The organism is Nitrospina sp. 32_T5, from assembly GCF_052156635.1.
In the GTDB taxonomy this organism is placed as follows: domain Bacteria; phylum Nitrospinota; class Nitrospinia; order Nitrospinales; family Nitrospinaceae; genus Nitrospina.
On sequence record NZ_JBQKUO010000001.1, the window covers coordinates 60,247 to 80,974 of the forward strand.

At 56.4% G+C, this 20,728-nt stretch carries 23 protein-coding genes; 17 read left to right on the forward strand and 6 right to left on the reverse strand.

Annotated elements, in window-relative coordinates; translation table 11 throughout:
* Positions 1 to 256: 256 nt before the first annotated feature.
* The 4 genes from ACTRW9_RS00270 to ACTRW9_RS00285 all read left to right on the forward strand — a co-directional run bounded on the left by ACTRW9_RS00270 (position 257) and on the right by ACTRW9_RS00285 (position 3,406).
* The gene (locus tag ACTRW9_RS00270; protein WP_442426393.1) at positions 257 to 658 is read left to right on the forward strand and encodes a hypothetical protein; all 402 of its coding nucleotides are present in this window, start codon (positions 257 to 259) and stop codon (positions 656 to 658) included.
* A 113-nt stretch (positions 659 to 771) separates the two neighbouring features.
* Positions 772 to 1,212 (forward strand): hypothetical protein, encoded by a 441-nt coding sequence (locus ACTRW9_RS00275; protein WP_442426394.1) that lies wholly within the window; start codon positions 772 to 774, stop codon positions 1,210 to 1,212.
* A 192-nt stretch (positions 1,213 to 1,404) separates the two neighbouring features.
* Positions 1,405 to 2,817: a glutamate--tRNA ligase gene (gene gltX / locus ACTRW9_RS00280; protein ID WP_442427860.1), complete on the forward strand. Its 1,413-nt coding sequence runs from the start codon at positions 1,405 to 1,407 to the stop codon at positions 2,815 to 2,817.
* A 190-nt stretch (positions 2,818 to 3,007) separates the two neighbouring features.
* Positions 3,008 to 3,406: an endonuclease domain-containing protein gene (locus ACTRW9_RS00285; protein WP_442427861.1), complete on the forward strand. Its 399-nt coding sequence runs from the start codon at positions 3,008 to 3,010 to the stop codon at positions 3,404 to 3,406.
* 555 nt (positions 3,407 to 3,961) lie between these two features.
* Here ACTRW9_RS00285 and ACTRW9_RS00290 read toward each other — a convergent pair.
* Both ACTRW9_RS00290 and ACTRW9_RS00295 read right to left on the reverse strand, forming a co-directional pair.
* The gene (locus tag ACTRW9_RS00290; RefSeq protein WP_442427862.1) at positions 3,962 to 5,662 is read right to left on the reverse strand and encodes a glutamine--tRNA ligase/YqeY domain fusion protein; all 1,701 of its coding nucleotides are present in this window, start codon (positions 5,660 to 5,662) and stop codon (positions 3,962 to 3,964) included.
* A gap of 128 nt (positions 5,663 to 5,790) precedes the next feature.
* Positions 5,791 to 7,788: a (Fe-S)-binding protein gene (locus tag ACTRW9_RS00295; RefSeq protein WP_442427863.1), complete on the reverse strand. Its 1,998-nt coding sequence runs from the start codon at positions 7,786 to 7,788 to the stop codon at positions 5,791 to 5,793.
* Positions 7,789 to 8,026: 238 nt separating this feature from the next.
* On the opposite strand from ACTRW9_RS00295, the gene ACTRW9_RS00300 reads away from it, so the two are divergent.
* The 8 genes from ACTRW9_RS00300 (at position 8,027) to ACTRW9_RS00335 (ending at position 13,697) form a co-directional block, all read left to right on the forward strand.
* Entirely contained in the window at positions 8,027 to 8,962 is a 936-nt protein-coding gene (locus ACTRW9_RS00300; RefSeq protein ID WP_442427864.1) for a hypothetical protein, read from the forward strand.
* An 11-nt stretch (positions 8,963 to 8,973) separates the two neighbouring features.
* Positions 8,974 to 9,762 carry an HmuY family protein gene (locus ACTRW9_RS00305; protein ID WP_442427865.1) on the forward strand — a complete coding sequence of 263 codons (789 nt, stop codon included), beginning with the start codon at positions 8,974 to 8,976 and terminating at the stop codon, positions 9,760 to 9,762.
* A gap of 171 nt (positions 9,763 to 9,933) precedes the next feature.
* Positions 9,934 to 10,515, forward strand: a complete 582-nt coding sequence (locus ACTRW9_RS00310) for a hypothetical protein (protein ID WP_442426403.1) — start codon at positions 9,934 to 9,936, stop codon at positions 10,513 to 10,515.
* A gap of 6 nt (positions 10,516 to 10,521) precedes the next feature.
* Positions 10,522 to 10,698 (forward strand): hypothetical protein, encoded by a 177-nt coding sequence (locus ACTRW9_RS00315; protein ID WP_005009069.1) that lies wholly within the window; start codon positions 10,522 to 10,524, stop codon positions 10,696 to 10,698.
* 21 nt (positions 10,699 to 10,719) lie between these two features.
* The gene (locus ACTRW9_RS00320) at positions 10,720 to 11,433 is read left to right on the forward strand and encodes a DUF420 domain-containing protein (RefSeq protein ID WP_442427866.1); all 714 of its coding nucleotides are present in this window, start codon (positions 10,720 to 10,722) and stop codon (positions 11,431 to 11,433) included.
* A gap of 516 nt (positions 11,434 to 11,949) precedes the next feature.
* Positions 11,950 to 12,132, forward strand: a complete 183-nt coding sequence (locus tag ACTRW9_RS00325) for a hypothetical protein (protein ID WP_442426405.1) — start codon at positions 11,950 to 11,952, stop codon at positions 12,130 to 12,132.
* A 96-nt stretch (positions 12,133 to 12,228) separates the two neighbouring features.
* Positions 12,229 to 12,909, forward strand: coding sequence for an alpha-ribazole phosphatase (cobC, locus tag ACTRW9_RS00330; RefSeq protein WP_442427867.1), 681 nt, complete (start codon positions 12,229 to 12,231; stop codon positions 12,907 to 12,909).
* The gene (locus ACTRW9_RS00335) at positions 12,906 to 13,697 is read left to right on the forward strand and encodes an ABC transporter ATP-binding protein (RefSeq protein ID WP_442427868.1); all 792 of its coding nucleotides are present in this window, start codon (positions 12,906 to 12,908) and stop codon (positions 13,695 to 13,697) included. The genes cobC and ACTRW9_RS00335 overlap by 4 nt, the downstream gene beginning before the upstream one ends.
* Before the next feature lie 8 nt (positions 13,698 to 13,705).
* Here the strand turns inward: ACTRW9_RS00335 and ACTRW9_RS00340 are convergent, their stop codons facing one another.
* A complete protein-coding gene (locus tag ACTRW9_RS00340) occupies positions 13,706 to 14,434 on the reverse strand; it encodes a dolichyl-phosphate beta-glucosyltransferase (RefSeq protein ID WP_442426408.1) in 729 nt (242 codons plus the stop codon).
* A 233-nt stretch (positions 14,435 to 14,667) separates the two neighbouring features.
* On the opposite strand from ACTRW9_RS00340, the gene ACTRW9_RS00345 reads away from it, so the two are divergent.
* A complete protein-coding gene (locus ACTRW9_RS00345) occupies positions 14,668 to 15,234 on the forward strand; it encodes a tetratricopeptide repeat protein (RefSeq protein WP_442427869.1) in 567 nt (188 codons plus the stop codon).
* Positions 15,235 to 15,262: 28 nt separating this feature from the next.
* Complete coding sequence (locus ACTRW9_RS00350) at positions 15,263 to 15,571, forward strand: NifU N-terminal domain-containing protein (protein WP_442426410.1); 309 nt, start codon at positions 15,263 to 15,265, stop codon at positions 15,569 to 15,571.
* A gap of 15 nt (positions 15,572 to 15,586) precedes the next feature.
* Here ACTRW9_RS00350 and ACTRW9_RS00355 read toward each other — a convergent pair whose 3' ends face one another.
* On the reverse strand, positions 15,587 to 16,903 hold the full coding sequence (locus ACTRW9_RS00355) for a M18 family aminopeptidase (RefSeq protein WP_442427870.1): 1,317 nt from the start codon (positions 16,901 to 16,903) through the stop codon (positions 15,587 to 15,589).
* A gap of 345 nt (positions 16,904 to 17,248) precedes the next feature.
* On the opposite strand from ACTRW9_RS00355, the gene ACTRW9_RS00360 reads away from it, so the two are divergent.
* Complete coding sequence (locus ACTRW9_RS00360; protein WP_442426412.1) at positions 17,249 to 17,551, forward strand: hypothetical protein; 303 nt, start codon at positions 17,249 to 17,251, stop codon at positions 17,549 to 17,551.
* Positions 17,552 to 17,623: 72 nt separating this feature from the next.
* On the opposite strand, the gene ACTRW9_RS00365 is transcribed toward ACTRW9_RS00360, so the two are convergent.
* Both ACTRW9_RS00365 and ACTRW9_RS00370 read right to left on the reverse strand, forming a co-directional pair.
* Positions 17,624 to 18,019, reverse strand: a complete 396-nt coding sequence (locus ACTRW9_RS00365; RefSeq protein WP_442426413.1) for an ExbD/TolR family protein — start codon at positions 18,017 to 18,019, stop codon at positions 17,624 to 17,626.
* A 3-nt stretch (positions 18,020 to 18,022) separates the two neighbouring features.
* A complete protein-coding gene (locus ACTRW9_RS00370; RefSeq protein ID WP_442427871.1) occupies positions 18,023 to 18,844 on the reverse strand; it encodes a MotA/TolQ/ExbB proton channel family protein in 822 nt (273 codons plus the stop codon).
* Positions 18,845 to 18,987: 143 nt separating this feature from the next.
* Here ACTRW9_RS00370 and ACTRW9_RS00375 point away from each other — a divergent pair, with 143 nt between their 5' ends.
* Entirely contained in the window at positions 18,988 to 19,758 is a 771-nt protein-coding gene (locus tag ACTRW9_RS00375; RefSeq protein ID WP_442427872.1) for an outer membrane protein assembly factor BamD, read from the forward strand.
* 15 nt (positions 19,759 to 19,773) lie between these two features.
* Positions 19,774 to 20,676: a sigma-70 family RNA polymerase sigma factor gene (locus ACTRW9_RS00380; RefSeq protein ID WP_442426415.1), complete on the forward strand. Its 903-nt coding sequence runs from the start codon at positions 19,774 to 19,776 to the stop codon at positions 20,674 to 20,676.
* The last annotated feature ends 52 nt before the right edge of the window (positions 20,677 to 20,728 follow it).

Consider the following 20,728-nt stretch of genomic DNA (forward strand, 5'->3'; position numbering starts at 1 on the left):
ACGACAACAGATAAGAATAAATCCCGGCCAGCCTTACCCTAAAAAAGCTTCACTAAATTCTATTTTGAGTAGGTTATTTTCCTACAACAGAAATAGCCATACGCTGATAGTTAACCTTCCCACCTTTTATTAAACTCCACCTTAACTTGGAATCTCAGTATTGGGCATAACAATCACTTTGCTCTTTTCGACATTGCGTTTCTCTAAATTAAGGTAATGAGATTCTGACCGACGCAATCCGAAGGAAAGGAAAATTGTGAACCCGTTTTCCCGAAAAGTCCTGCTTGCCGCCCTCGTCACTGCGGCCGCATTTCTAACCACGACCATTCCGGCTGATGCGGAAACTTACCTCCTCCGCACCATTTCCCTGACCACCGTTGAAGGGGAGGCTTCCGAGTACACCTATCATGTCCCAGCCGGTAAATCGGTGCGTGTTCAAAACGATTTGGACCGAGTGATCCACAATACATCCATTGCGCGGGTCAACCCGGATAAAAATATGGTACGTGTTCAGGCTTTCCAGCCCGGTCAGTCCATGGACCTGGAATTCACCGCCCAGGGAACCTATCGGATTTGTTACGAATGGAAGCCGAAACACGCCACCGTTTTCCAACAGTCTTGTGTTCGTGTCAACGTGGTCAAGCTCCAGTCCACGTAAGAATTCCTGAAGCTACAGCGGGGAGCAAAATTTTGTTTTTAGGAAAGTTTCTATTTAATCATTTTAATGTTTCATTTTTATTATCCTCACATCACGATGAAAGGAGCCGAGGAATGAAAAAGATTTCTTTGCTGACTGCTCTGTGCGTTGTTGCCTTCAGCGGCACGGCGTTTGCCGGAACCATCAAACCCGGTGAATCCACGTCCTGCAACGATGCCAAACAAATCACGGTAGAAGTTGACACCATCCCGAACAAAGCTGCTGGTGAGTTCGGTCACACCGCCAACGATCGCGGAACCGCGAGCCTGGTGGTATGGAAGTCTTCCAACGCCACCACCGTGCCCCTGACCTTGGGCCCGAACGACAGCAACCAGTCCCTGACCACGACCGACCACGGTAAGGTTGGTATCAAGCCGATGGGCACCATGGGCCGCAACAAGGTTGTTCTGACCGGCCAGCCGGCTTTCAGCCGCGGTGACTCCATTGGTGACATCAGCGGTCTGGTACGGTTCACCAACACCGGCACCAACACCGTTAAGGTTACCTGTCAGTAATCAACAAATCAGAACCCCTGTGGGAGTAACATTCGAGCTCTAACCGTTACAGCGGACACTCCCTTACCCAAGGAAACAGCCGGCACGCCCCTGCCGGCTGTTTTTTTGTGCCCTCATCTTGGCAACCCCCGCCCGTTTGGTGTAAAACTGTTCTTCACATTCCAACCGCTTTAACCGAGGAACCCGAACCCCATGACCGAAAACCAGCAAGTCCGCGTCCGTTTCGCCCCCAGCCCCACAGGCACCCTGCACATCGGCGGCGTGCGCACCGCCCTGTTCAACTGGCTCTACGCCCGCCACCACGGCGGCACCTTCATCCTGCGCATCGAAGACACCGACCTCTCCCGCTCCACCGACGAATCCATCCAGGAGATCCTCTCGGCCATGCAGTGGCTCGGCCTCGACTACGACGAAGGCCCGTTCCGCCAGATGGAGCGGCAGGACCGCTACCGCGAACAGCTGGCCCACCTGCTGGACGCGGGCAAGGCCTACCGCTGTTACTGCACGGCGGAAGAACTGGAAGCCAAACGCAAGGCACAGCAGGCGGCGGGCGAGAATCCGCGCTATGACGGCACCTGCCGCAACCGCACGGACCAGCCCACCGACCAGCCGCATGTGCTCCGCTTCAAGGCGCCGAAGGAGGGGACGGTCACCGTCAAGGACATCCTGCGCGGCAAAGTGAACTTCGAGCTGAAGGAAATGGACGACATCATCCTGCAACGCACCGACGGCACGCCGACCTACAACTTCGTCGTCGTGGTGGACGACGCCGACATGCGGATCACCCACGTCATCCGCGGCGACGACCACCTGTCCAACACACCGAAGCAGGTATTGCTGTACGACGCCCTCGGCGCGGCGCGGCCCGAGTTCGCGCACATCTCGATGATCCTCGGTCCCGACAAAACGCGGTTGAGCAAACGCCACGGCGCGACCTCCACCCTCGAATACAAAAAACAGGGCTACCTGCCGCACGCGCTCATCAATTATCTCGCGCGGCTCGGCTGGTCGCACGGTGACCAGGAACTGTTCACGCTGGAGGAAATGACCCAGCACTTCGCGCTGGAGAACGTCACCATCTCCGCCGCCGTGTTCAATCCGGAAAAACTGCTGTGGGTCAACGAGCAATGGATCCAGACCAGCCCGCCGGAAGAATTGGCAAAGCACCTGGAACCGGTTCTGGTGCAGGAAGGGTTGCTGGCCGAGGGACACGGCCGTTCGCAGGACGAGATCGCGCGCATCGTCCCGCCCCTGCAGAAACGCGCCAAGACGTTGGTGGAGATGGCCCACGGCGCCGCGTTTTATTTCAAAGACGAGGTAGAGTTCGACGAGAAGGCGAAGGAGAAGTTTCTTACGCCAGAGGTGAAACCGTGGTTCGAGAAGTTGTGCGCGGGGTTGGAGAAGATGGATGAGCCCTTGGAGCACGATGCCGTCGAGGCCCTGTTCAAGCAGGTGATCGAGGAAGAAGGCATCAAATTGAAGAACCTGGCCCAGCCCGTGCGCGTCGCCCTCACCGGCCAGACCGCCTCCCCCGGCATCTACGATCTGTTTTTAATGCTGGGCAAAGACCGCTCCCTCACCCGCCTGCGGAATGGAGTTAATTAGTTCCCCCTTATGAGAGGGACTAGGGGAGGTTACTTTCAGGTTAATAAACATGAGGAGCTAAAGGCGACGAAGACAATGTAACAGTCCCCCCCTTTGCGAAAGAGGTTAGGGGGATTTTTCATTAAGGTGTTTTAGTCTGAGGAGCCGCAGGCAACGAAGTCTATTTAATAAATTTTCAGGGTGTTCTACCATGCCAGGTAAACATCGAAAACACCTCTTGCCTTACGACGAAACCCTCACCGACAAAGCCCGCGAACTGCGCAACCAACCCACTCCCGCTGAAAAACATTTCTGGCACCACCTGCGCCAGATGCCTTTCTATAAAGGCACCCGATTCAACCGCCAGAAACCCATCGGATCTTACATCGTCGATTTCTACTGCCATCACCATCAGTTGGTCATCGAAATCGATGGCGACACGCATGGCACAAATGCCGCGAAGGCGAAGGATTTAGAACGCACCGAATTTCTGGAAGCTCAGGGATTGACGGTGGTGCGATTCACCAACCGGGAAGTGATGCACAATATCGAAGGTGTGCTGGGCGAGGTAGAACGGGTCATTGGGAAGAAGGAGGAAAAATCCCCCTAGCCCCCTTCACAAAGGGGGAACCGACCCATCTCCAAACCACAATAACTCCAGCGCCAAAACAAACTTTCCATCCCAATAAGCTTCAATACACCTCACCTTAAAGAACAGGGAAATCGTAATTCTTAAATAGGCTTCCAATACTTCTCCCTTACAGGAGAAGGACTCGGGGGGGAATTATTTGTAACCGCCCCTCTTTCCTCACAAGAGAAGAGTTCAGCCATCCCCTCTTGTGAGAGGGCCCAGGGTTCCGTTTTAAGGAAGGATTCGGGATGCAGGTATTTGTAACCATCCCTTTCCCTCGAAGAGAGGGCGCAGTTATTCCCCCTTTGTGAAGGGGGCTAGGGGGATTTTTCCTTAAGGTATTTTACTCTGAGGAGCCGTAGGCAACGAGGAGATTTTAATGAGGATTTTTATATTCGGTTTCGGTGATCTCCGGGTTCCTGACATGAATACGACCGAACGGGATGCGGCAATACAAATTGATCGCTACCAGCAACTCGTCACGCGTCCAGTCCATACGGTCCTTTATCTTCAATCAACGATTATCAATACAACCTATCCCTTCTTTTGAATCTTCGCCCAGGTGTCGCGGAGGGGGACGGTGCGGTTGAAGACGGGCTGGCCGGACTGGGAATACTTGCTGTCCACCACGAAATACCCCATGCGTAAAAACTGGAAGCGGTCGCCAACCTTCGCTTCTTTCAAACTGGGCTCCAGCTTACAGTCTTTCAGCACTTCCAGGGAATCGGGGTTGATGCTGGCGGGAATCTCGATGTCTTCGGGGTCTTCGTTCACAAACAAATGATTGTACAGCCGCACTTCGGCCTCGTACGCGTGCAGTGCGGACACCCAGTGCAGCGTCCCCTTCACCTTGCGCCCATCTGTGGTCTGGCCGGACTTCGTCTCCGGGTCATAAGTACAACGCAGCTCCACCACCTGCCCCTGGTCGTTCTTCACCACCTCCTCGCACTTGATGATGTAGGCGTGCTTGAGGCGCACCTCGCGGCCCGGCGCTAGACGGAAGAATTTCTTCGGCGGGTCTTCCATGAAGTCTTCCTGCTCGATGTACAACTCGCGGCTGAACGGCACCGTGCGGTGACCCGCCGCCGCGTCCTCCGGATTGTTCTCCGCCTGCAACTCCTCCACCTGACCTTCCGGGTAATTGGTGATGACGACCTTGAGCGGGTGCAGCACGGCCATGACGCGCGTGGCGATCATGTTCAAATGTTCGCGAATGCAGAACTCGAGCAGACCGAGCTCCACCGTGCTGTTGGATTTGGCGACGCCGATGCGCTCGCAAAAGTCCCGTATCGATTCCGGCGTGTAGCCGCGCCGCCGGAGTCCGCTCACCGTCGGCATGCGCGGATCGTCCCACGCATCGACATACTCCTCCTTCACCAGCTGGATGAGCTTGCGTTTGGACAGCACGGTGTGCGTGAGGTGAAGCCGCGCGAACTCGATCTGCCGCGGATGAAACACGCCCAGCGCGTCGAGGCACCAGTCGTAAAGCGGACGATGGTCCTCGAACTCCAGCGTGCAGATGGAATGGGTGACGCCCTCGATGGAGTCCGACTGCCCGTGCGCCCAGTCGTACATGGGATAGATGCACCACGCGTCGCCGGTGCGGTGGTGCGGCGCTTTCAGAATGCGGTACAGCACCGGGTCGCGCAGGTTGAGGTTGCCCGACGCCATGTCGATCTTCGCACGCAGCACTTTGGCCCCGGTATCGAACTCGCCGTTCTTCATGCGCTCGAACAGGTCGAGGTTTTCCTCGACGGTGCGGGTGCGGTACGGACTGTCCTTCCCCGGTTCGCTGAGCGTGCCGCGGTGTTCGCGGATCTCGTCGGCGTTCAGGTCATCAACGTACGCCTTGCCCGCCTTGATCAGTTGCACCGCCCACTCGTACAACTGCTGGAAGTGGTCGGACGCGTAGTATTCCTTGTCGCCCCAGTCGAAACCCAGCCAGCGCACGTCTTCCTTGATCGATTCGACGTATGCGGTTTCCTCTTTAACGGGGTTGGTGTCGTCGAAGCGCAGGTTGCAGCGGCCGCCGAACTCCAGCGCCATGCCGAAGTTGAGGCACACGCTTTTGGCATGGCCAATATGGAGGTAGCCGTTGGGCTCCGGCGGGAAACGGGTGACGACCTTGCCGCCGAAACGGCCGCTGGCGTTGTCTTCCTGGATGTGACGCCGCACAAAATGCGACGGATGGGTGGATTCTTCGGACGTGTCGGATGGGTTTCGGGATTCGTTCATGGGTCTCGCGGGTTAGGGGAAGTTCGGGCTGTTCAACACGCCCACATATTAATGGAAAGCCGGGAGGCGTACAAGGCAGCAGCGCGCATGCGGGACCTCCTTTTTTAAAAGGAGGAAGGCGGCCCGGATCACTGCCCTCCGGTGATCATCTCCGAGATGTCGCGCACGCGCACCTTCTCGTTCAGGTTCTTCGCCTTGAGCGCATCTTCGAGCATCAGCACGCAGAACGGGCAGGAGACAGCGATGGTTTCCGGTTCGGTCTGCATGAGCTCGTCGACGCGGTTGTGGCTGACGCGCGTTCCGGTGTTTTCCTCGAGCAGGAAGCGTCCGCCGCCGGCACCGCAACAGGTACCGCGCTCGCGGCTGGTCTCCACCTCCAGCAGCGCCCCCTCCGGAACCGCCTGTTCGATCACCTTTCTAGGCGCTTCGTATTCCTTGTTATGGCGGCCCATGTAGCACGAGTCGTGGTACACGACCTTGTCGTCGGCTTTCTCCAGTTTCAGTTTGCCGTTCTGCACCAGGTCGGCGAGCAGTTGCGAATGGTGAATCACCTCCAGGTGCACGCCGTATTCCGGGTATTCGTTCTTGAACGAGTTGAAGCAGTGCGGGCAGTGTGTGATGACCTTCACCACCCCTTCCTCTTTGAACGTCTCCGCGTTCTGCGTGGCCAGCATGTCGAACAGGTACTCGTTGCCCAGCCGCCGGGCCGGGTCGCCGGTGCACCCTTCGCGGTTGCCGAGGATGGAGAAATCGACCCCCGCCGCCTGCAATGTTTTCACCACCGACGCCGCCACCTTTTTGCCGCGGTTGTCGAACGCGCCGTTGCACCCGGGAAAGTACAGGTACTCGGTCGGGTTGTTCTTGTCCCATTCCTTCACGCCCAGGTCCTTGGCCCAGTCGGCGCGGCTGGTGCCGGGAAACCCCCACGGGTTGCTGTGCGACTCCAGCGACTTGAAGGCGTCATTGAGTTCCTTCGGGAAGCGCGACTCCATCAGCACCATGCCCTGGCGGAGATCGATCATCTTGTTGACGTACTCGATCATCACCGGGCACTCCTCCTCGCACGCGCCGCAGGTGGTGCACGACCACACCGTTTCATCGAGGATCACCCCGCCCATCACCGCCGGACCTTCCGCAGGTTCCGCCTTCAACAACTCCGGCGTGCGCGCGTTCAGGTGGTCGCGCAGGTCGATGGTGAACTGTTTCGGCGACAGCGGTTTCTGGCTGTTGAGCGCCGGGCAGAACACATCGCAGCGGCCGCACTCGGTGCAGGTGTGCAGGTCCAGCAGTTTCTTCCACGAAAACTCCTCGATGACATTGACGCCGAACGACTCACGGTCCTCATCCTCGAAATCCATGCGGTGCAGGTTGGTGCCCGCATCCAGGTTGGAGAAATACACGTTGGGGATGGAGGTGATGACGTGAAAGTGCTTCGAACGCGGCAGGAGGTCGAGGAAGAACAGGATCGCCACGATGTGCGTCCAGAAACCCGCCGCCTGAATGGGGATCAGCGATGCGCGGTCCATGCCGCCCAGGCCCGCCTGCGCGAGAAGCCCGCCCAGCCAGGCCCACGGCGTCGCCTCCTCCGGCACGAGGACCTGCCGCGCGCCTTCATAAACCATGTCCGACAGCATGATGAGCAGGATGAGCACGAGGATGAGGATGCCTTCGCCGGACAGGTTGAGCCGTTTCGGTTTCACCACCAGCCGCCGATAGAGAGCGTACAGGCAGGCCGCCGTCACCAGCACCACGAACCCGTCCTTCACCGCGTAGTACAACCCGCGGGGAGCATCGAGAAACGCCGGGGCTTCCATCAAGGGAAAGAACCCGATGAGAAAAAATTCGGCGGCACGCAGGAGCAGCACGAGGAATCCCCAGAAAATGAGCGCATGCATCCAGCCCGCGCCCCGATCCTTGAACATCTTCGACTGCGCGATGGCGATCTTCAGCGTCTGGAACAGACGGTCGAGCGGACGGTCGAAGCGGTTTTCCGGTTGCGCCCGGCGGAGCGCCTGCCATTTCGGCCAGAGTGCAAAAAGGAATACAGCAAGAGATACGAGCGTGAGCGAGGCCAGCACCCAGGGGTGCCAGGCGGGAGCGATGCCTCCCGGAGTGATGGGGTCCATATGAGCGATCAGGTGTAAGGTTGAGAAAAAAGAACGCCCTGAGAGGCGTGTTTGAGGAGGCCGGAAAATTCACCAGAATCCCCTGAGGAAACAGGCCGAACTCCCATAACTTCTTGTGAAATCAGCAATTTTCCGACCCGAAACCCGTTTGCCCCGTGCCCACCGTGTGTTATATTGAAACTATATCAAACGGTGCAAGGGGAGAACGTTGGCAACCTTTAATAAGGAGCATTTTCGCATGCTCTCGAATACGGCTCCATTCAAGAATGCATTATACCTGATCAGCCTCGCCGCGTGCATCGGTTGGGTTTCCCCGGCGCAGGCCTTTCCCGTTGACGACGCCTTCCCCCTGCCGCAGGAAAAACCCAGGACTTACGTTCACGAACACCCGCGAAGCCGCGTGCCCATGGGCCAGTACCCGTCCCTGAACCCGAACCTGAGCGGCGACATCAACGACCCGCACCCGTTCCCGGATTACATGAAACGGTTCATCGGGGAGCATAAAATACCGAAATACTATTATGAATTGATCCAGCTTCCGCCGCAGGACCAGGTGCAGAGCAAGGTTTTCAACCCCGTGCTGTTTTCCCGGCTCCGGCGCATCGGCGTGGTGCATTTTGAAAACAAGATCCCCGTCAACGAACGCGATCCCGATGCAGGCAAGTTTCTGGCAGGACAGGTGACCACCGAACTCGAAACCCTGTCCAAACTCAATGTCATACCTCCCCAAAAAATGGTGGATGAGTTTTACCTGCAAATCACCCATCCCGGGCGGGTTCTACCGCCTGTTTCCGGCAAGGGACCCAAAGATTCCAAAAGCGGCCCTGAAAATTCCCAACCGGGATATGATTTGCCGTATGCTGGTGATAAAATGGATGCTGTTTTGATCGGTGCGGTCACCCGGTTCAGCAACCAGTATGAAGACCGTCACGGAAAGAAAAAAGAAAGCCTCGCCGCGTCGGTCGAATTCGGCGCATTTTTGATCAGTACCGAAACGGGGGAAGTCATCTGGGCCGCCCGGTATGTCGGCACCCAGCGCCCCAGATTGGGAAACCTGTTTAAAGGCCAGATACGCTGGCTGAGCAAACAGGAGTTTTCGCAGGAAGCCATCAAGAAAACTTTCGAGGCGTTTGACGTGTTCAATACCAATAAACCCGGTAGAAACATTAAATAGATAGAAGAGTCATGAGCGAACCATTCAACACCCCTGTCCAGGAAAATGAGCCGGTCAGCCCGGAGGCCCGGAAAAAACACAAATTGTGGCGCAACCTGTTCATCCTGAATCTTTGCGTCACGCTGTTACTGATCGGCATCTGGTGGCTTCCGGTCAAATTCGCCGAAATCAACAAAACCATGGACGAGCCGAGCATGGAAGCGACCAAGAAAAAAGGTCCGGCGAACGTGGGCGGCACGTTGAAAACCGAAGTGATTCCGGAAAGCCACCTGCTGAAATCCCGCGTGGTGGTGGTGGACGCACGCGACGAACAGACCTGGCGGTATTACGATTTTTCGCGCGGCGGCCCGGTGGAAATCCATGACCGGTCCTCCCTCGAATGGGACCTCGCCTTTCGCCGCGGCAAGATCATCTCCAACGGCGGAATGACCAACAAGATCGGCAAAGCGGGCCTGATGGACATGGGTGAAGTGAGCTACGACGCCGTTGAAGACGTGCCGTTGGACCGCGAATTCATCCAGGACAAGGCCACCCAAACCGAACCCGAAAACCCGGTGCTTGCACAATGGTACAAGTACAACTACATCACGCATAAGCTGACCGCGCGCAAGAACATTTACATCCTGCGTACTGCGGAGGGCAACTACGCCAAGATTCAGTTTCAGAACTTTTACTGTGCGGACAAACAGCCGGGGTGCATCCAGATGAAGTACGCCTACCAGCCGAACGGTTCCCCCAATTTCCTGAAGAATTCCGGATCCTTTTCCACCACTTCCGTGCTGGAAACGCCGAAAATGTAAAAACCGGTTCCGGCGGAACGGAAAATTGGCAATATCACCGGAAAATGTATTAGAATTGAAGTTTTCGCGGAAACGCCCCCCGCATCCCGCGGAACCCCGGCCATGCGCCCTTCCGCCCAGTCGCGGACCGGATTGTTGAACAATTGCATCGAAACGCAGGAGACCCGCTCAATGCCAAGCTTGAAAGGAATTCTTTTCAACCAGTTCGCCAGCGAAGGCGTCAACCAGTTGATTGAAGAGTTGCAGAAAAAATACAAACCCAAAAAGGGACGCCGCTTCAACCATGCGGACATCACTTACGAAATCAGCCGCCCCAGTTTGCAGGACAACCAGCTCGGTTTCGAAATCAGTTCCAAAATCCCGCAGGATGAAGTTAAAGACGAAAAAGCAATGGAAGTGTACTTTGACAAGATTAAAAGCATCCTGAACAACGACGAGAAAAAACCGGTTTCTGTTGAACGTGAAAATATCGTGTGGGATTCCAAAAAGGAAACCGAAAAGGAACGCGACTACGTGAAGTGCCAGTACACGTATCCATTGGAAGATTTGTACAAAAACGATGAAATCATCAAGCGGTACGAGGCGTTGCAATCCGGATCGGGAGAATCCCTGCCTGAAATTCCCGGGGTTTTTACCGTGCAGGGCAAACTGGCCCTCATCATGGTCCAGGAGACCATCCAGGATTATGTCCGCAGCAACATCCAGACCCTGATCGACGCCAACCAGAAGGTTCGGAGCGGCCTGAAAGGTTAACGCCGCATGAATCCGTTTCTGTATTATCTCGGCCGGTCCCTGCAGATTGTGGGACTGGCCATCATCACCTACGTGGTGTTCAAGTTTTTTCAACCCGTGGGCATGGAATTCCTGCTTTACTATTCAATTGCCGGAGTGGCCATGTTTTACGGAGGCACCCTGCTCCTCGAAAAAAATCAGTAACCACCCTTTTCGCAGGCCATCATGAAGGAAACTCTGGCAAAACCCGGATTCCTGATCGCCACCAGTACCCTGGGGGCCGACCTCAGTTACCTGCTCGCGGTCATCTTCACCGTCATGTTCCTTTTTGCCTGGTGGCAGGCCAAAAAAGGCGATGGCACCCGGCATCATAAGCTCATTCTCGTTTCGATGGTGTCGATGGTGGTTTACTTCATCGGCTACTACTACACCCGTTCGCTCGGCGTGTTGTCGCTGGAGGGCAAGGAAGGGTTCGGCGGACCGGAGAGCATTTACAACAACGTGTTCATTCCCATTCTCACCACGCACCTGGTGCTGGTGACTCTGGGGCTGATTCTGACCCCCTACATGATCATCGAGGGCTTCCGCGCGTCGAAAAAAGTGGACGGGAAATGGACTTTGCAGACCGGGGTACTGAAGGCGAACCCGGCACGCTTCAAACGGATTTACATCTGGCTGCTGACCATCTGGGCGGGATTGCAGGTCGTATTGATGGCGGCAGGCAAATCAATCGGCTCGATGATCGCCTACTTCCTCATCTTCCTCACCATCGCGCTGGTCATCAGCATTGAAAAGCTGATCGAAAAACTGCTGCCGGAGGGGGACCGCCGTCACCGTATCCTGGGCCGGGGCACCATGGTGCTGTTCGCGCTGATCCTGGTGACGAGCACCGCCACCTACCTTTTGCTGTACGTGTTTTACCCCGTGCGGGCGGCCTAGGGTGGATGCTCTAACCCCTTTCGACACAAGGGCCTGAAGAGGCTTCAGGGAAGGCAAAAAAGGGCTTTTTTACCCTTGACACCCGTCTGATCCGGTGATATCTTTCGCTGGATCAAATGACTTCGAAGTACATCAGCAGCAAGTACACGGCGAATAAAACGTTAACACCCAAGCCGATAGCAACGATCGCGTTAAAGATTTTTCCGTCTTTTCCGGTAAACATAAGAAAGTCGTTTGATCAAAAAATAAGGTGAAATTAAGATTGCGTAAGGTACCATTCGCCTGTTTAAGGTGTCAAGGTTTTTAGCATACAGTTTCGGTTTTTAACTTTGTTGAAGAAGGGAAAAGGGAACCCATGGACATTCAAAAACTCAAAGAAAAAGCGGGTCCTTGGATTTACGTCGTTACCGTGATCTTCAGTTTGTGGTTTTTCTACTGGTTCGCTTCGGTTTGGCGCTAAGCCCCACACCGGCCCATGGATTAACTTTCTAACCAGTATATTTGGAGCTTTGATAAATGGAAGAGACGCAAGAAGAAAAGAAACGGTGGATCACCCCCAAGTCGATCATCCACTTCCTGATTGCCTTCGTCCTCATGGCTGGCTACTACTACCTCATCAACGTAGCCCTCATGAAGGTACAGGGATTGGAATTCCACTACCTGTGGGTTTCCGGTAGCGGTGGCGGCGGCGGACATTAATCCCCGTCCCCTGTTTTACCCATTTCCCGTTCAATCATTGTTGTATAAAAAATGACAAGCCCCCGGCTTGTCATTTTTTTATTTAAGCGCATTCCCGTGTCCTCAAAAAGTTTCATACCCTCGGACCCCGGCACCCGCAAGTTCAAAGGCGAACCGGGGTGCCGCGTGTACCTCATCCGCCATGGCGAGGTGGCCAACGCCCACCTCATCTGCATGAACGGCCATTACGACGTTGAATTGTCGAAAAAGGGCGAGCAGCAGATGCAGGAAGTCGCAGAAGCGCTCCGCCCGCTTCCGCTGAAAGCCGTTTATTCCAGCGACCTCACACGCACCTTCACCGGTGCACGTCTCATCGCGGAAAAACACAACCTGGAGCCTGTCGCCTTTCCCGACCTGCGTGAGTTGTCTTTCGGTAAATGGGAGGGCATGTCGGTCAAGGAACTCACCGAAAAATTTCCGGGAGAGATGGAAAAACGCATCAAGAACACGGAGCTGTTCCGTGCCGACGAGGGTGAAACCTTCGATGAACTGGCCTCGCGCGTCGTGCCCCGTTACAACGCCATCGTCGAGCAACATCCGAACGACGTCATCGCCATCATGAGTCACGGCGGCGTCAACCGCACCATCCTCAGTCACCTTCTTGGCATTCCCACCGCCCACCTGTTCCGTTTCGCGCAGGAATACGCCGCCATCAACGTCATCCAGTATTACACCGACCAGGTCGTGGTCGAGTTGATGAACGGCTCCACCCGGGAAATCGCCTCCTGCCTGCCATGAAACCGTTCCTTCTCCGCGTTGAAAACGCCACGGTGTACCGTGGTGACAACGAGGTGCTGAAGGAAATCCACTGGACCCACCACGAGGGCGAAAACTGGGCCGTGGTGGGCAACAACGGATGTGGCAAAACCACTCTCATGAAACTGCTGTTCGGCGAGATCCTGCCTCTCGACGGTGGACAGGTTTACTGGTTCAACAGCAAAACGTGGCACGGCCTGTTCGAAATCCGCGAACGCGTCGGCTTCGTCTCCGCCGAATTCCAGAGGCAGTACGACCAGAACGTGACCGCGCTGGAAGTGGTGGAGTCGGGGTTCTTTTCCAGTATCGGGTTGTGGGAGGACGTGCGCTCCGCGCAAACGCAGAAGGCCGAGGCGGAAATGGACCACCTCGGTATCCTGCATCTGGCACCCCGGCGGTTTCTGCAGTTGTCTTACGGGGAGGCCCGTCGCGTGCTCCTGGCGAGGGCGCTGGTGAACCGGCCGGACCTGTTGGTGCTGGACGAACCCTGCGCGGGGCTCGACATCCCGACACGCGAATTGTTTCTCGACACCCTCTCCCAGCGAATTCGCAACCGGAGCCTCATCTACGTGACCCACCACATCGAGGAAATTCTCCCCGCCATCACGCACGTCCTTTTGCTTAAACACGGACGCGTCTTCGCTCAGGGCAAAAAGGAGGACATCCTGACCAGTGAGGCCTTTTCGGAAGCGTTGGAATGCCGGGTGAGTGTGCAGGAAAACGGCGGGCGGTTCTGGATCACGGGATGCCAACCGACACGTAAAAAATAAAGCGCGGGTTACCGGTAACGGCCCAGCAGGTCATTGATGCGGATGCGAATGGCGTCTTTCAGCATCTTCGACGAATCCTGCAAAATGCGCACGCGGGAATCCTCAGAGTTATGCCATTCGACGGGAAGCTCCAGCACGTTCAAACCCGCCTTCTTCGCCAGAAACAGCATCTCCACATCAAAACAGAAGTGATCGATCCGCATTTTCTGAAACAACTGCCCGCCCGAACTTCGGCGGAAGGCCTTGAACCCGCACTGGGTATCGACGAAATCGTCGATCACCAGAAACCGGATGATCCTGTTGAAGATGCGCCCCATGCCCTGCCGGTACCAGGCCTGTCTTTTGACCACGTTGGAATCCGGAAGCGAACGCGAACCGATCACCACATCGCACCCCGCCTCCAGGTGCGGCAGGAACCGGTCCCACTCCCGGATCGGTGTGGAGAGATCCGCGTCGGAAATCAGCACAAACTCCCCCGCCGCCTCCAGCACGCCTCGCCGCACGGAATACCCCTTGCCGCGGTTGCCGTCGTTTTTAAGCACCACGCATTCTTCCGCCGTCATGTAGCGGGCCGGAACCTCCACCGTGCGGTCGGTGCTGCCGTCATCCACGATCAGCACCTGCCAGCGGTACTCCTTGGTTTTCAGGAACGCGGTCACTTTTTCGAGAGTGGAACCCAGGCGGTTTTCCTCGTTCAGGCACGGGATGACCACGGACAAAAACGGATCGGCAGGCATGAATGGCTCACAGGAGGGATGAATAAAACGAATTCATATTCCAGGCAAAATGCCGTTCATTAAACACCAAATCCGGCGGGAAATCCATCCCCCGGCCAAAATATCCCCTTTTCCACAAACAGGTTCCATGCCACCCCCGGATCGGGAAGAACGATATCCATGCAACGGCTTGTCAACATTCCCGGAATTGGTATAGAATCGTCCGGTTGACCCAATGGGACAAGGAGACCTTCGTGCGGAACGCCCTCTGGATTGTGCTGGCAGGCCTGTGGTTGTGGACGGTTCCCGTTCCCGGCCACGCGGATGACGCCCGCGACTGGTGGATGCAGGGCAACCAGCTCAGCCAGGCCGGCAAATGGGAGGAGGCGGTGGAAGCGTACCACCAGGCCATCCAGATCAACCCGGATGCCACCGGGCCGTTCTTCAACCTGGGTCTTGCCTACAAGGCCATCGGGAAATACGATCGCGCCGCCGCGGCATTTGAACGGGCGCGGCAACTGGAGCCGGGGAACATGGAAGTGCGTCTCAGGCTGGGCAACATCTACAACCTGATGGAGAAGTGGGACCAGGCGATCGAACATCTCAACCTGGTCGTCCACCGCGTTCCGGACAATGCCGAGGCGCACGGCAACCTGGGCTGGGCGCTGCTGAATTATTCAAAAGGACCGCAGTTCAAACTGCTGGTTCTGCAAAACCTGGAAAAAGCCGTGCACCTGTTCGAGCAACAGGGCCTGCACCAGGCCGCCCGCGCCACACGGGAAACCCTGGACGGGGCCCGCAAACAATTCGGTTACGAATAATATTACCGTTGATTCACGAGGATCGCTCATGCTGGATACTCAAAACTCACAACTCGAGGCACCCATGACGCTGGAAGTCAAAGCCGAAGTCACCCGCAACCCGGACCTGGTGACGTTTCGTTTGAACAAGACCCTGATTCCGCCGGGAACCGGCCAGTCGTTTTCCGGCCCGGAATACGCGAAAGACCATCCCCTCGCCAACGCCCTGTTTCAGATTCGCGGCGTCAAAAGCGTCTGGATTCTGGGAAACGATGTTCAGGTGACGAAGGACGAGAAAGTGCGCTGGGGCACCATCACCTCCCGCATCATCGAAACGATCAAGCGCATCGAAGGCTGACCCCGCCGCGCTGTTTCATTCCGGACGGAAAAATTCCTTCAGGACGCGAACCATGTCCGCGTGGTCGTGCGCACCCGCCATCTCGCGCACGGAATGCATGGAGAGCATGGGGTTGCCCACGTCCACGGTGCGGATGCCCAGGTTCGCCGCAGTGATGGGGCCGATGGTGCTGCCGCAGGCGAGGTCCGACCGCATCACGAATTTCTGTACCCCCACCTTCGCTTGTCTGCAAATCCATTCAAAGCGGGCGCTCGTTTCACCGTCGGTGGCGTACCGCTGACCGGCGTTGGATTTGATCACCGGGCCGCGATTGAGAAGCGGCATGTGACGGATGTCGTGCTGGTCGGCGTAATTGGGATGCACCGCGTGCGCCATGTCCGCGGAGATAAACAGCGACTTCGCCATCGCGCGCAGAAACGCCTCACGCGGCTGCTTCGACTGCATGGCCAGTCTCTCCAGCGTGTCTTTCAAAAACGGCGAGCCGCCGCCCTGCGCGGTTTCGCTCCCCACTTCTTCATTGTCATAAAACACCACCAGCCGTGTGGCGGCGTCTTTTTTAGGAGCGTCCCCAAGCGCCATCAGCGCCGCATGGCAGGAGGCCAGGTTGTCCAGACGCGGCGCGAACAGGAATTCCTCCTCCGCCCCGGCGAACGAAGAGGGTTGGGTGTCGAACAGCATGAGGTCCTGGCTCATGATCTCCTCCGGCTTGCACTTCACCGCCTTCGACACCAATTGCCTCAACACGTTTTCCGTGACCTGCGATTTTTCCGCCATCATGAAAACGGGTGGCAGGTGGCTCTGCTTGTTCAGCACCAGTCCCTGATCGTTGACGTTGCGGTTGAGGTGGATGGCCAATTGCGGGATACGCAAAAGAGGCCGATCGAACCGTACCAGGCGCGCCTCCGGCAATCCCTGTTTGCGCAGCACCATCACCCGCCCGGCGAGTGACAGGTCGCGGTCGGTCCACGTGGTCAACAGCACGCCGCCGTACACCTCCACACCCAGCTGGCCGTATCCGTTTTTCTCGTAGGCAGGATGGGGTTTGAGGCGCAGGTTGGGGCTGTCCGTATGCGCGCCGACGATTTTGAATCCCGCCTCCTCTGGCAGCCGCGTGCCCGTCACGAAGGCCACGATGGAGGTGCCGTTTCGAACGACATAGTGACGCGCGGCCGGCTTCAGGCTCCAGGCGTCCTCCTCCTTCAATTCCGTAAAACCCCTTGCCTGCAGCCGACTCACGGTTTCGGCGACGGCATGGTAGGGCGTCGGGCTGGCATCGATGTATTCCAACAGCTCTTCAGCCAGCGGCCGGTGGGGACTTGCAGATGCTTTCATGAGTGTTTCCTGTCAATCAAAGTGCATGAAAAAACCGAACCGATATGGTACCCGCAATCGAGGACCATTCAAACCGTTTTCGAAAAGCGGCGAAATCCTCCCTCCTCCGTGTCGATCCCTGCACCAAAAGGCGCAGTGAACCCGGCAAAAATTGTGATCCCCCCGGACATTTTCAACTCATTTTTTTTAAATAAGTTACACAATAGATACCGCAACCGGGGCTTGCCGGAACCCGGCGAAGCGAACCGGTTCAAAATCTTCTGTTTCCTCCCGGGCCCCTGTTCCATTATGCTATCAAAGGTTTGGGAGCCTATTACGAAGCCCGATTATGAGGAGGAGCGACTGATGGGTGATGTGGTTGACGCAAAATTTGGAACCCCGCTGACACCGAAGCTGCTTAAATTCGATCCGGCCAACCCCGATCCGGAATACCACGCGGACATTTTCAGCGAACTGTTCAAAAGTTTTCCCCAGTACAAGGCGCACGTCGCCGCCTATGTCGAGAGGAATTACTGCACGGTCATCAACGACGAAGACCACCCCACGCCGGAGCACGTGCTCAAATTCCTCAAAGAGGACGAAGTGCGCTGGCTGAACGAGTGGATCCAGACACGCGGTCCGCAGTTCGCCAAAAAACCGTCCCGGTGACGGCAACCACCCAATCCAGGCAAGACGTTTTTAAATTTAAGGGAAATCGCTCTTTGACCTGAGGCAGGACCGTCACTTGACGGCGATGCTGATATCGGCGATCTTCGCCGCCTGTAAAATGCCCATCACCTCCACCACCTTGCCGTAAGCCAGGGCCTTGTCGGCGCGGATGAGCGCCTGCTGGCCGGCCGGCGATTCGATCGCTTCCACTTTCGTTTCCAGTTCCTTGACAGTGATGGGTTTGCCGTTCAGGAACATTTCTTCCCCGCTCGTCATCTCGATTTCCAGACGCTCGCGTTCTTTCAGTTCACTGGACTTTTTAGAAGTGGGCAGGTCGATCTGCAACTGGCGGGGGAAGTCCACAAACGCGGTGGACACCATGAAAAAAATCAGAAGAAGAAACACCACGTCCACGAGAGGCGTGAGTTCCAGCGAATAGTTTTCTTCTTCCTCGCGTTTGAAATACATCGGTCAGGCCCGGAACGGCTGGGATTTGGTGGGCGGTTTGCCTTCACCTTCCTTGCGTTGTTTGTCCTGGTTCTTTTTCATTGCTTCAAAGGACAACTCTTCCACCAGTTGGAACGACACCTCTTCCATCTCGAACACGAAGCGCTCGATACGCCCGCGGAAATAATGGTACAACGCCAGCGCCGGAATGCCGACCATCATGCCTGCAGCGGTGGTGATGAGCGCTTCCGAGATGCCGCTCGCCACCAGGCCCGGATCGCCCGTGCCGCTTTGCGAGATGACGTTGAACGCCTTGATCATGCCGAATACCGTGCCCAGCAGGCCCAGCATGGGCGTGATGTTGGCCACCGCTCCCAGCACGCGCAGGTTGGAGGTGAGCAGCGCCGCTTCGTGCTGGCCCGCGCCTTCAATGGCGCGTTCGATTTCATCCACCTTGCCGCCGAAGCGCAACAGTCCCGCTTTCAAGATACGCGCGAGCGAGGTGTCGTAGCCATGGCACAACTGGAGACCCAGCTGAATGTCGCGCCAGTTCCAGTGGTCGCGTATTTTTTTGAGAAAGTCAGGGTTGATGATGTGCTTGCGCCGCAGGTTGTACATGCGCTCAATGGCAATGCCCACCATCAGGATGGAGCAGAAAATGATGGGGTACATCATGAATCCGCCCTTTTCGATGATGGACAAAAAGTCCCAGTCCGCGGTACTGGCGGGTTTCGACTGCGCCCAGGAATTCGATGCGAAAAGAAAATTTATTGTGAAAGCGGCCAGAATGACGCGGACACCGGGCGGAAGGCTTTGGGGAAAACGGGTGGCTCTGGCAGCAGACATGGCATTAGTCTCGAATTGACAAATACTTAGCTCTTATATCATGAACGTTTGTCCCATGACAAGGCACAAACGGAAAGCTCCGTTTCTTGCAATAAAATTAAATAAAACAATGCTATTATAGAGAGTGTCCTGAGGGAGATTCTGTGTATCCAATCATGCTGAACCGCTGCAAAACGTCCTGCCGCTCCCTGCTCGCCCTGCTGATTCTGGCTTTGGCTGCAACCGGGTGTGCCGCACTCACACCGCCGCCGAAAACCCCTGAGGGCTTGCTGAAAGAGGCAAAGTCCATTTTCAAGGGCAACAATTATCCGGAGGTGATCCGCACCCTCAACGACCTGCTGCAGGAGTTTCCGGACAGTCCGGAGCGGGTGGAGGGCCTGCTCCTGCTCGCGCACAGCCATTATCTGATGGACGAATATCTTGAGGCCAAGTTCCACTACGAACGCTTTGTCGAGCTGTACCCCGCACACCCCAGAACGGCTCAGGCCATGTACTACCGCGCGCTTTGCGACTACGGCCTGATGGACACGGCCCTGCGCGACCAGACCGCCGCGGAGAATGCCATACGGAATTTTCAAAAGGTGCTCGACGAGCATCCTGAAAGTCCATTTGCCAGTAAAGCCCGTCAAAAAATCCAGGACTGCAAAAAAAGCCTGGCGGACAACCAGATGGAAATCGCGCGGTTTTATTACCGAACCAGTTCGTTTCTGTCCGCGATCAACCGGTTCCAGACGATCATCAATAAATACCCGGAATCGCCTTTCATCGACGAGGCTTACTTTCTGCTGGGGGAATCTTATTTTTTTGAGCAGAACTTTGAAAATGCACGTAAGTCCTACGCACAATTGGTGAAATCGTATCCGCGCAGTCCCTATGTGCGCGAAGCCCGGTCTCGCCTCAGGGAAATTCCCTGATATAATCGAAAAGACATGGCAAAAAAAGGATTGAATACATCGAAGTCGACCAAACGGTCCGCCCGCCCCGCCAAGAAGGACAACCGGGGCGCAGTGCCCGATGCGCTGACTCATTACATGAACGAGATCAGCAAACTCAAACCGCTGGCCCGTGAGGAAGAGGAAGAACTGTCCCGTCAGATCAAGGCGGGCGACGCTCAGGCCATGCACGAGCTGGTTCGGCGCAACCTGAAATACGTGGTCACCGTCGCCAACAAGTACCGGGGATGCGGGCTGTCCCTGCAGGACCTCATCGAGGAAGGCAACATCGGCCTGATCCAGGCGGCGAAGCGTTTCGACGGCGAACGTCACGTCAAGTTCATCACCTACGCAGTGTGGTGGATCCGCCAGGCCATCATGCACGCCCTGGCGGAACAGGCGGGCACGGTGAAACTGCCCATCAAGCAGGCGGGCAAGCTGTACAAGATCGAACGCGAATACAAGAAGCTCACCAACGACCTCGAACGCGAACCAACCACGCTGGAGGTGGCGGAAGACCTCGGATACAAGGTGGAAGACATCGAGTCGATCATGCGTGCCTACCGCACGTACCTGTCGCTCGACACCCCGCTCAAGGAAAACGAAACGACGCCGTACCTCGACCTTTTGGAAAACCCGAATTACATTCCGTACGACGACCAGATCATGCGGGACACGTTGCGGAAAAAGATCGACGACCTGCTGCACCACCTGTCGCCGCGCGAGGAGAAAATCATCCGCATGCGTTTCGGTTTCGACGGCGACCCCAAAACATTGGAAGAAATCGGGCAAGCCATGGGACTGTCGCGCGAACGCGTGCGGCAGATTGAAAAACGCGCCAAGATGCGGCTCAAGGTGCGCTCCGCCGGTGAATCCTTACAGGATCACCTGGACTCATGAGGTGCCGCATGACCCGCCCTGGTTTCTCGAATCCAACAAACCCTGCACGACC

Excerpts from the sequence above, each read along its gene's own strand:
- ACTRW9_RS00275 (WP_442426394.1), top strand. The coding sequence starts at position 772 with ATGAAAAAGATTTCTTTGCTGACTGCTCTGTGCGTTGTTGCCTTCAGC.
- gltX (WP_442427860.1), top strand. The coding sequence starts at position 1,405 with ATGACCGAAAACCAGCAAGTCCGCGTCCGTTTCGCCCCCAGCCCCACA.
- ACTRW9_RS00285 (WP_442427861.1), top strand. The coding sequence starts at position 3,008 with ATGCCAGGTAAACATCGAAAACACCTCTTGCCTTACGACGAAACCCTC.
- ACTRW9_RS00290 (WP_442427862.1), bottom strand. The coding sequence starts at position 5,662 with ATGAACGAATCCCGAAACCCATCCGACACGTCCGAAGAATCCACCCAT.
- ACTRW9_RS00295 (WP_442427863.1), bottom strand. The coding sequence starts at position 7,788 with ATGGACCCCATCACTCCGGGAGGCATCGCTCCCGCCTGGCACCCCTGG.
- ACTRW9_RS00300 (WP_442427864.1), top strand. The coding sequence starts at position 8,027 with ATGCTCTCGAATACGGCTCCATTCAAGAATGCATTATACCTGATCAGC.
- ACTRW9_RS00305 (WP_442427865.1), top strand. The coding sequence starts at position 8,974 with ATGAGCGAACCATTCAACACCCCTGTCCAGGAAAATGAGCCGGTCAGC.
- ACTRW9_RS00310 (WP_442426403.1), top strand. The coding sequence starts at position 9,934 with ATGCCAAGCTTGAAAGGAATTCTTTTCAACCAGTTCGCCAGCGAAGGC.
- ACTRW9_RS00315 (WP_005009069.1), top strand. The coding sequence starts at position 10,522 with ATGAATCCGTTTCTGTATTATCTCGGCCGGTCCCTGCAGATTGTGGGA.
- ACTRW9_RS00320 (WP_442427866.1), top strand. The coding sequence starts at position 10,720 with ATGAAGGAAACTCTGGCAAAACCCGGATTCCTGATCGCCACCAGTACC.
- ACTRW9_RS00325 (WP_442426405.1), top strand. The coding sequence starts at position 11,950 with ATGGAAGAGACGCAAGAAGAAAAGAAACGGTGGATCACCCCCAAGTCG.
- ACTRW9_RS00335 (WP_442427868.1), top strand. The coding sequence starts at position 12,906 with ATGAAACCGTTCCTTCTCCGCGTTGAAAACGCCACGGTGTACCGTGGT.
- ACTRW9_RS00340 (WP_442426408.1), bottom strand. The coding sequence starts at position 14,434 with ATGCCTGCCGATCCGTTTTTGTCCGTGGTCATCCCGTGCCTGAACGAG.
- ACTRW9_RS00350 (WP_442426410.1), top strand. The coding sequence starts at position 15,263 with ATGCTGGATACTCAAAACTCACAACTCGAGGCACCCATGACGCTGGAA.
- ACTRW9_RS00355 (WP_442427870.1), bottom strand. The coding sequence starts at position 16,903 with ATGAAAGCATCTGCAAGTCCCCACCGGCCGCTGGCTGAAGAGCTGTTG.
- ACTRW9_RS00360 (WP_442426412.1), top strand. The coding sequence starts at position 17,249 with ATGGGTGATGTGGTTGACGCAAAATTTGGAACCCCGCTGACACCGAAG.
- ACTRW9_RS00365 (WP_442426413.1), bottom strand. The coding sequence starts at position 18,019 with ATGTATTTCAAACGCGAGGAAGAAGAAAACTATTCGCTGGAACTCACG.
- ACTRW9_RS00370 (WP_442427871.1), bottom strand. The coding sequence starts at position 18,844 with ATGTCTGCTGCCAGAGCCACCCGTTTTCCCCAAAGCCTTCCGCCCGGT.
- ACTRW9_RS00380 (WP_442426415.1), top strand. The coding sequence starts at position 19,774 with ATGGCAAAAAAAGGATTGAATACATCGAAGTCGACCAAACGGTCCGCC.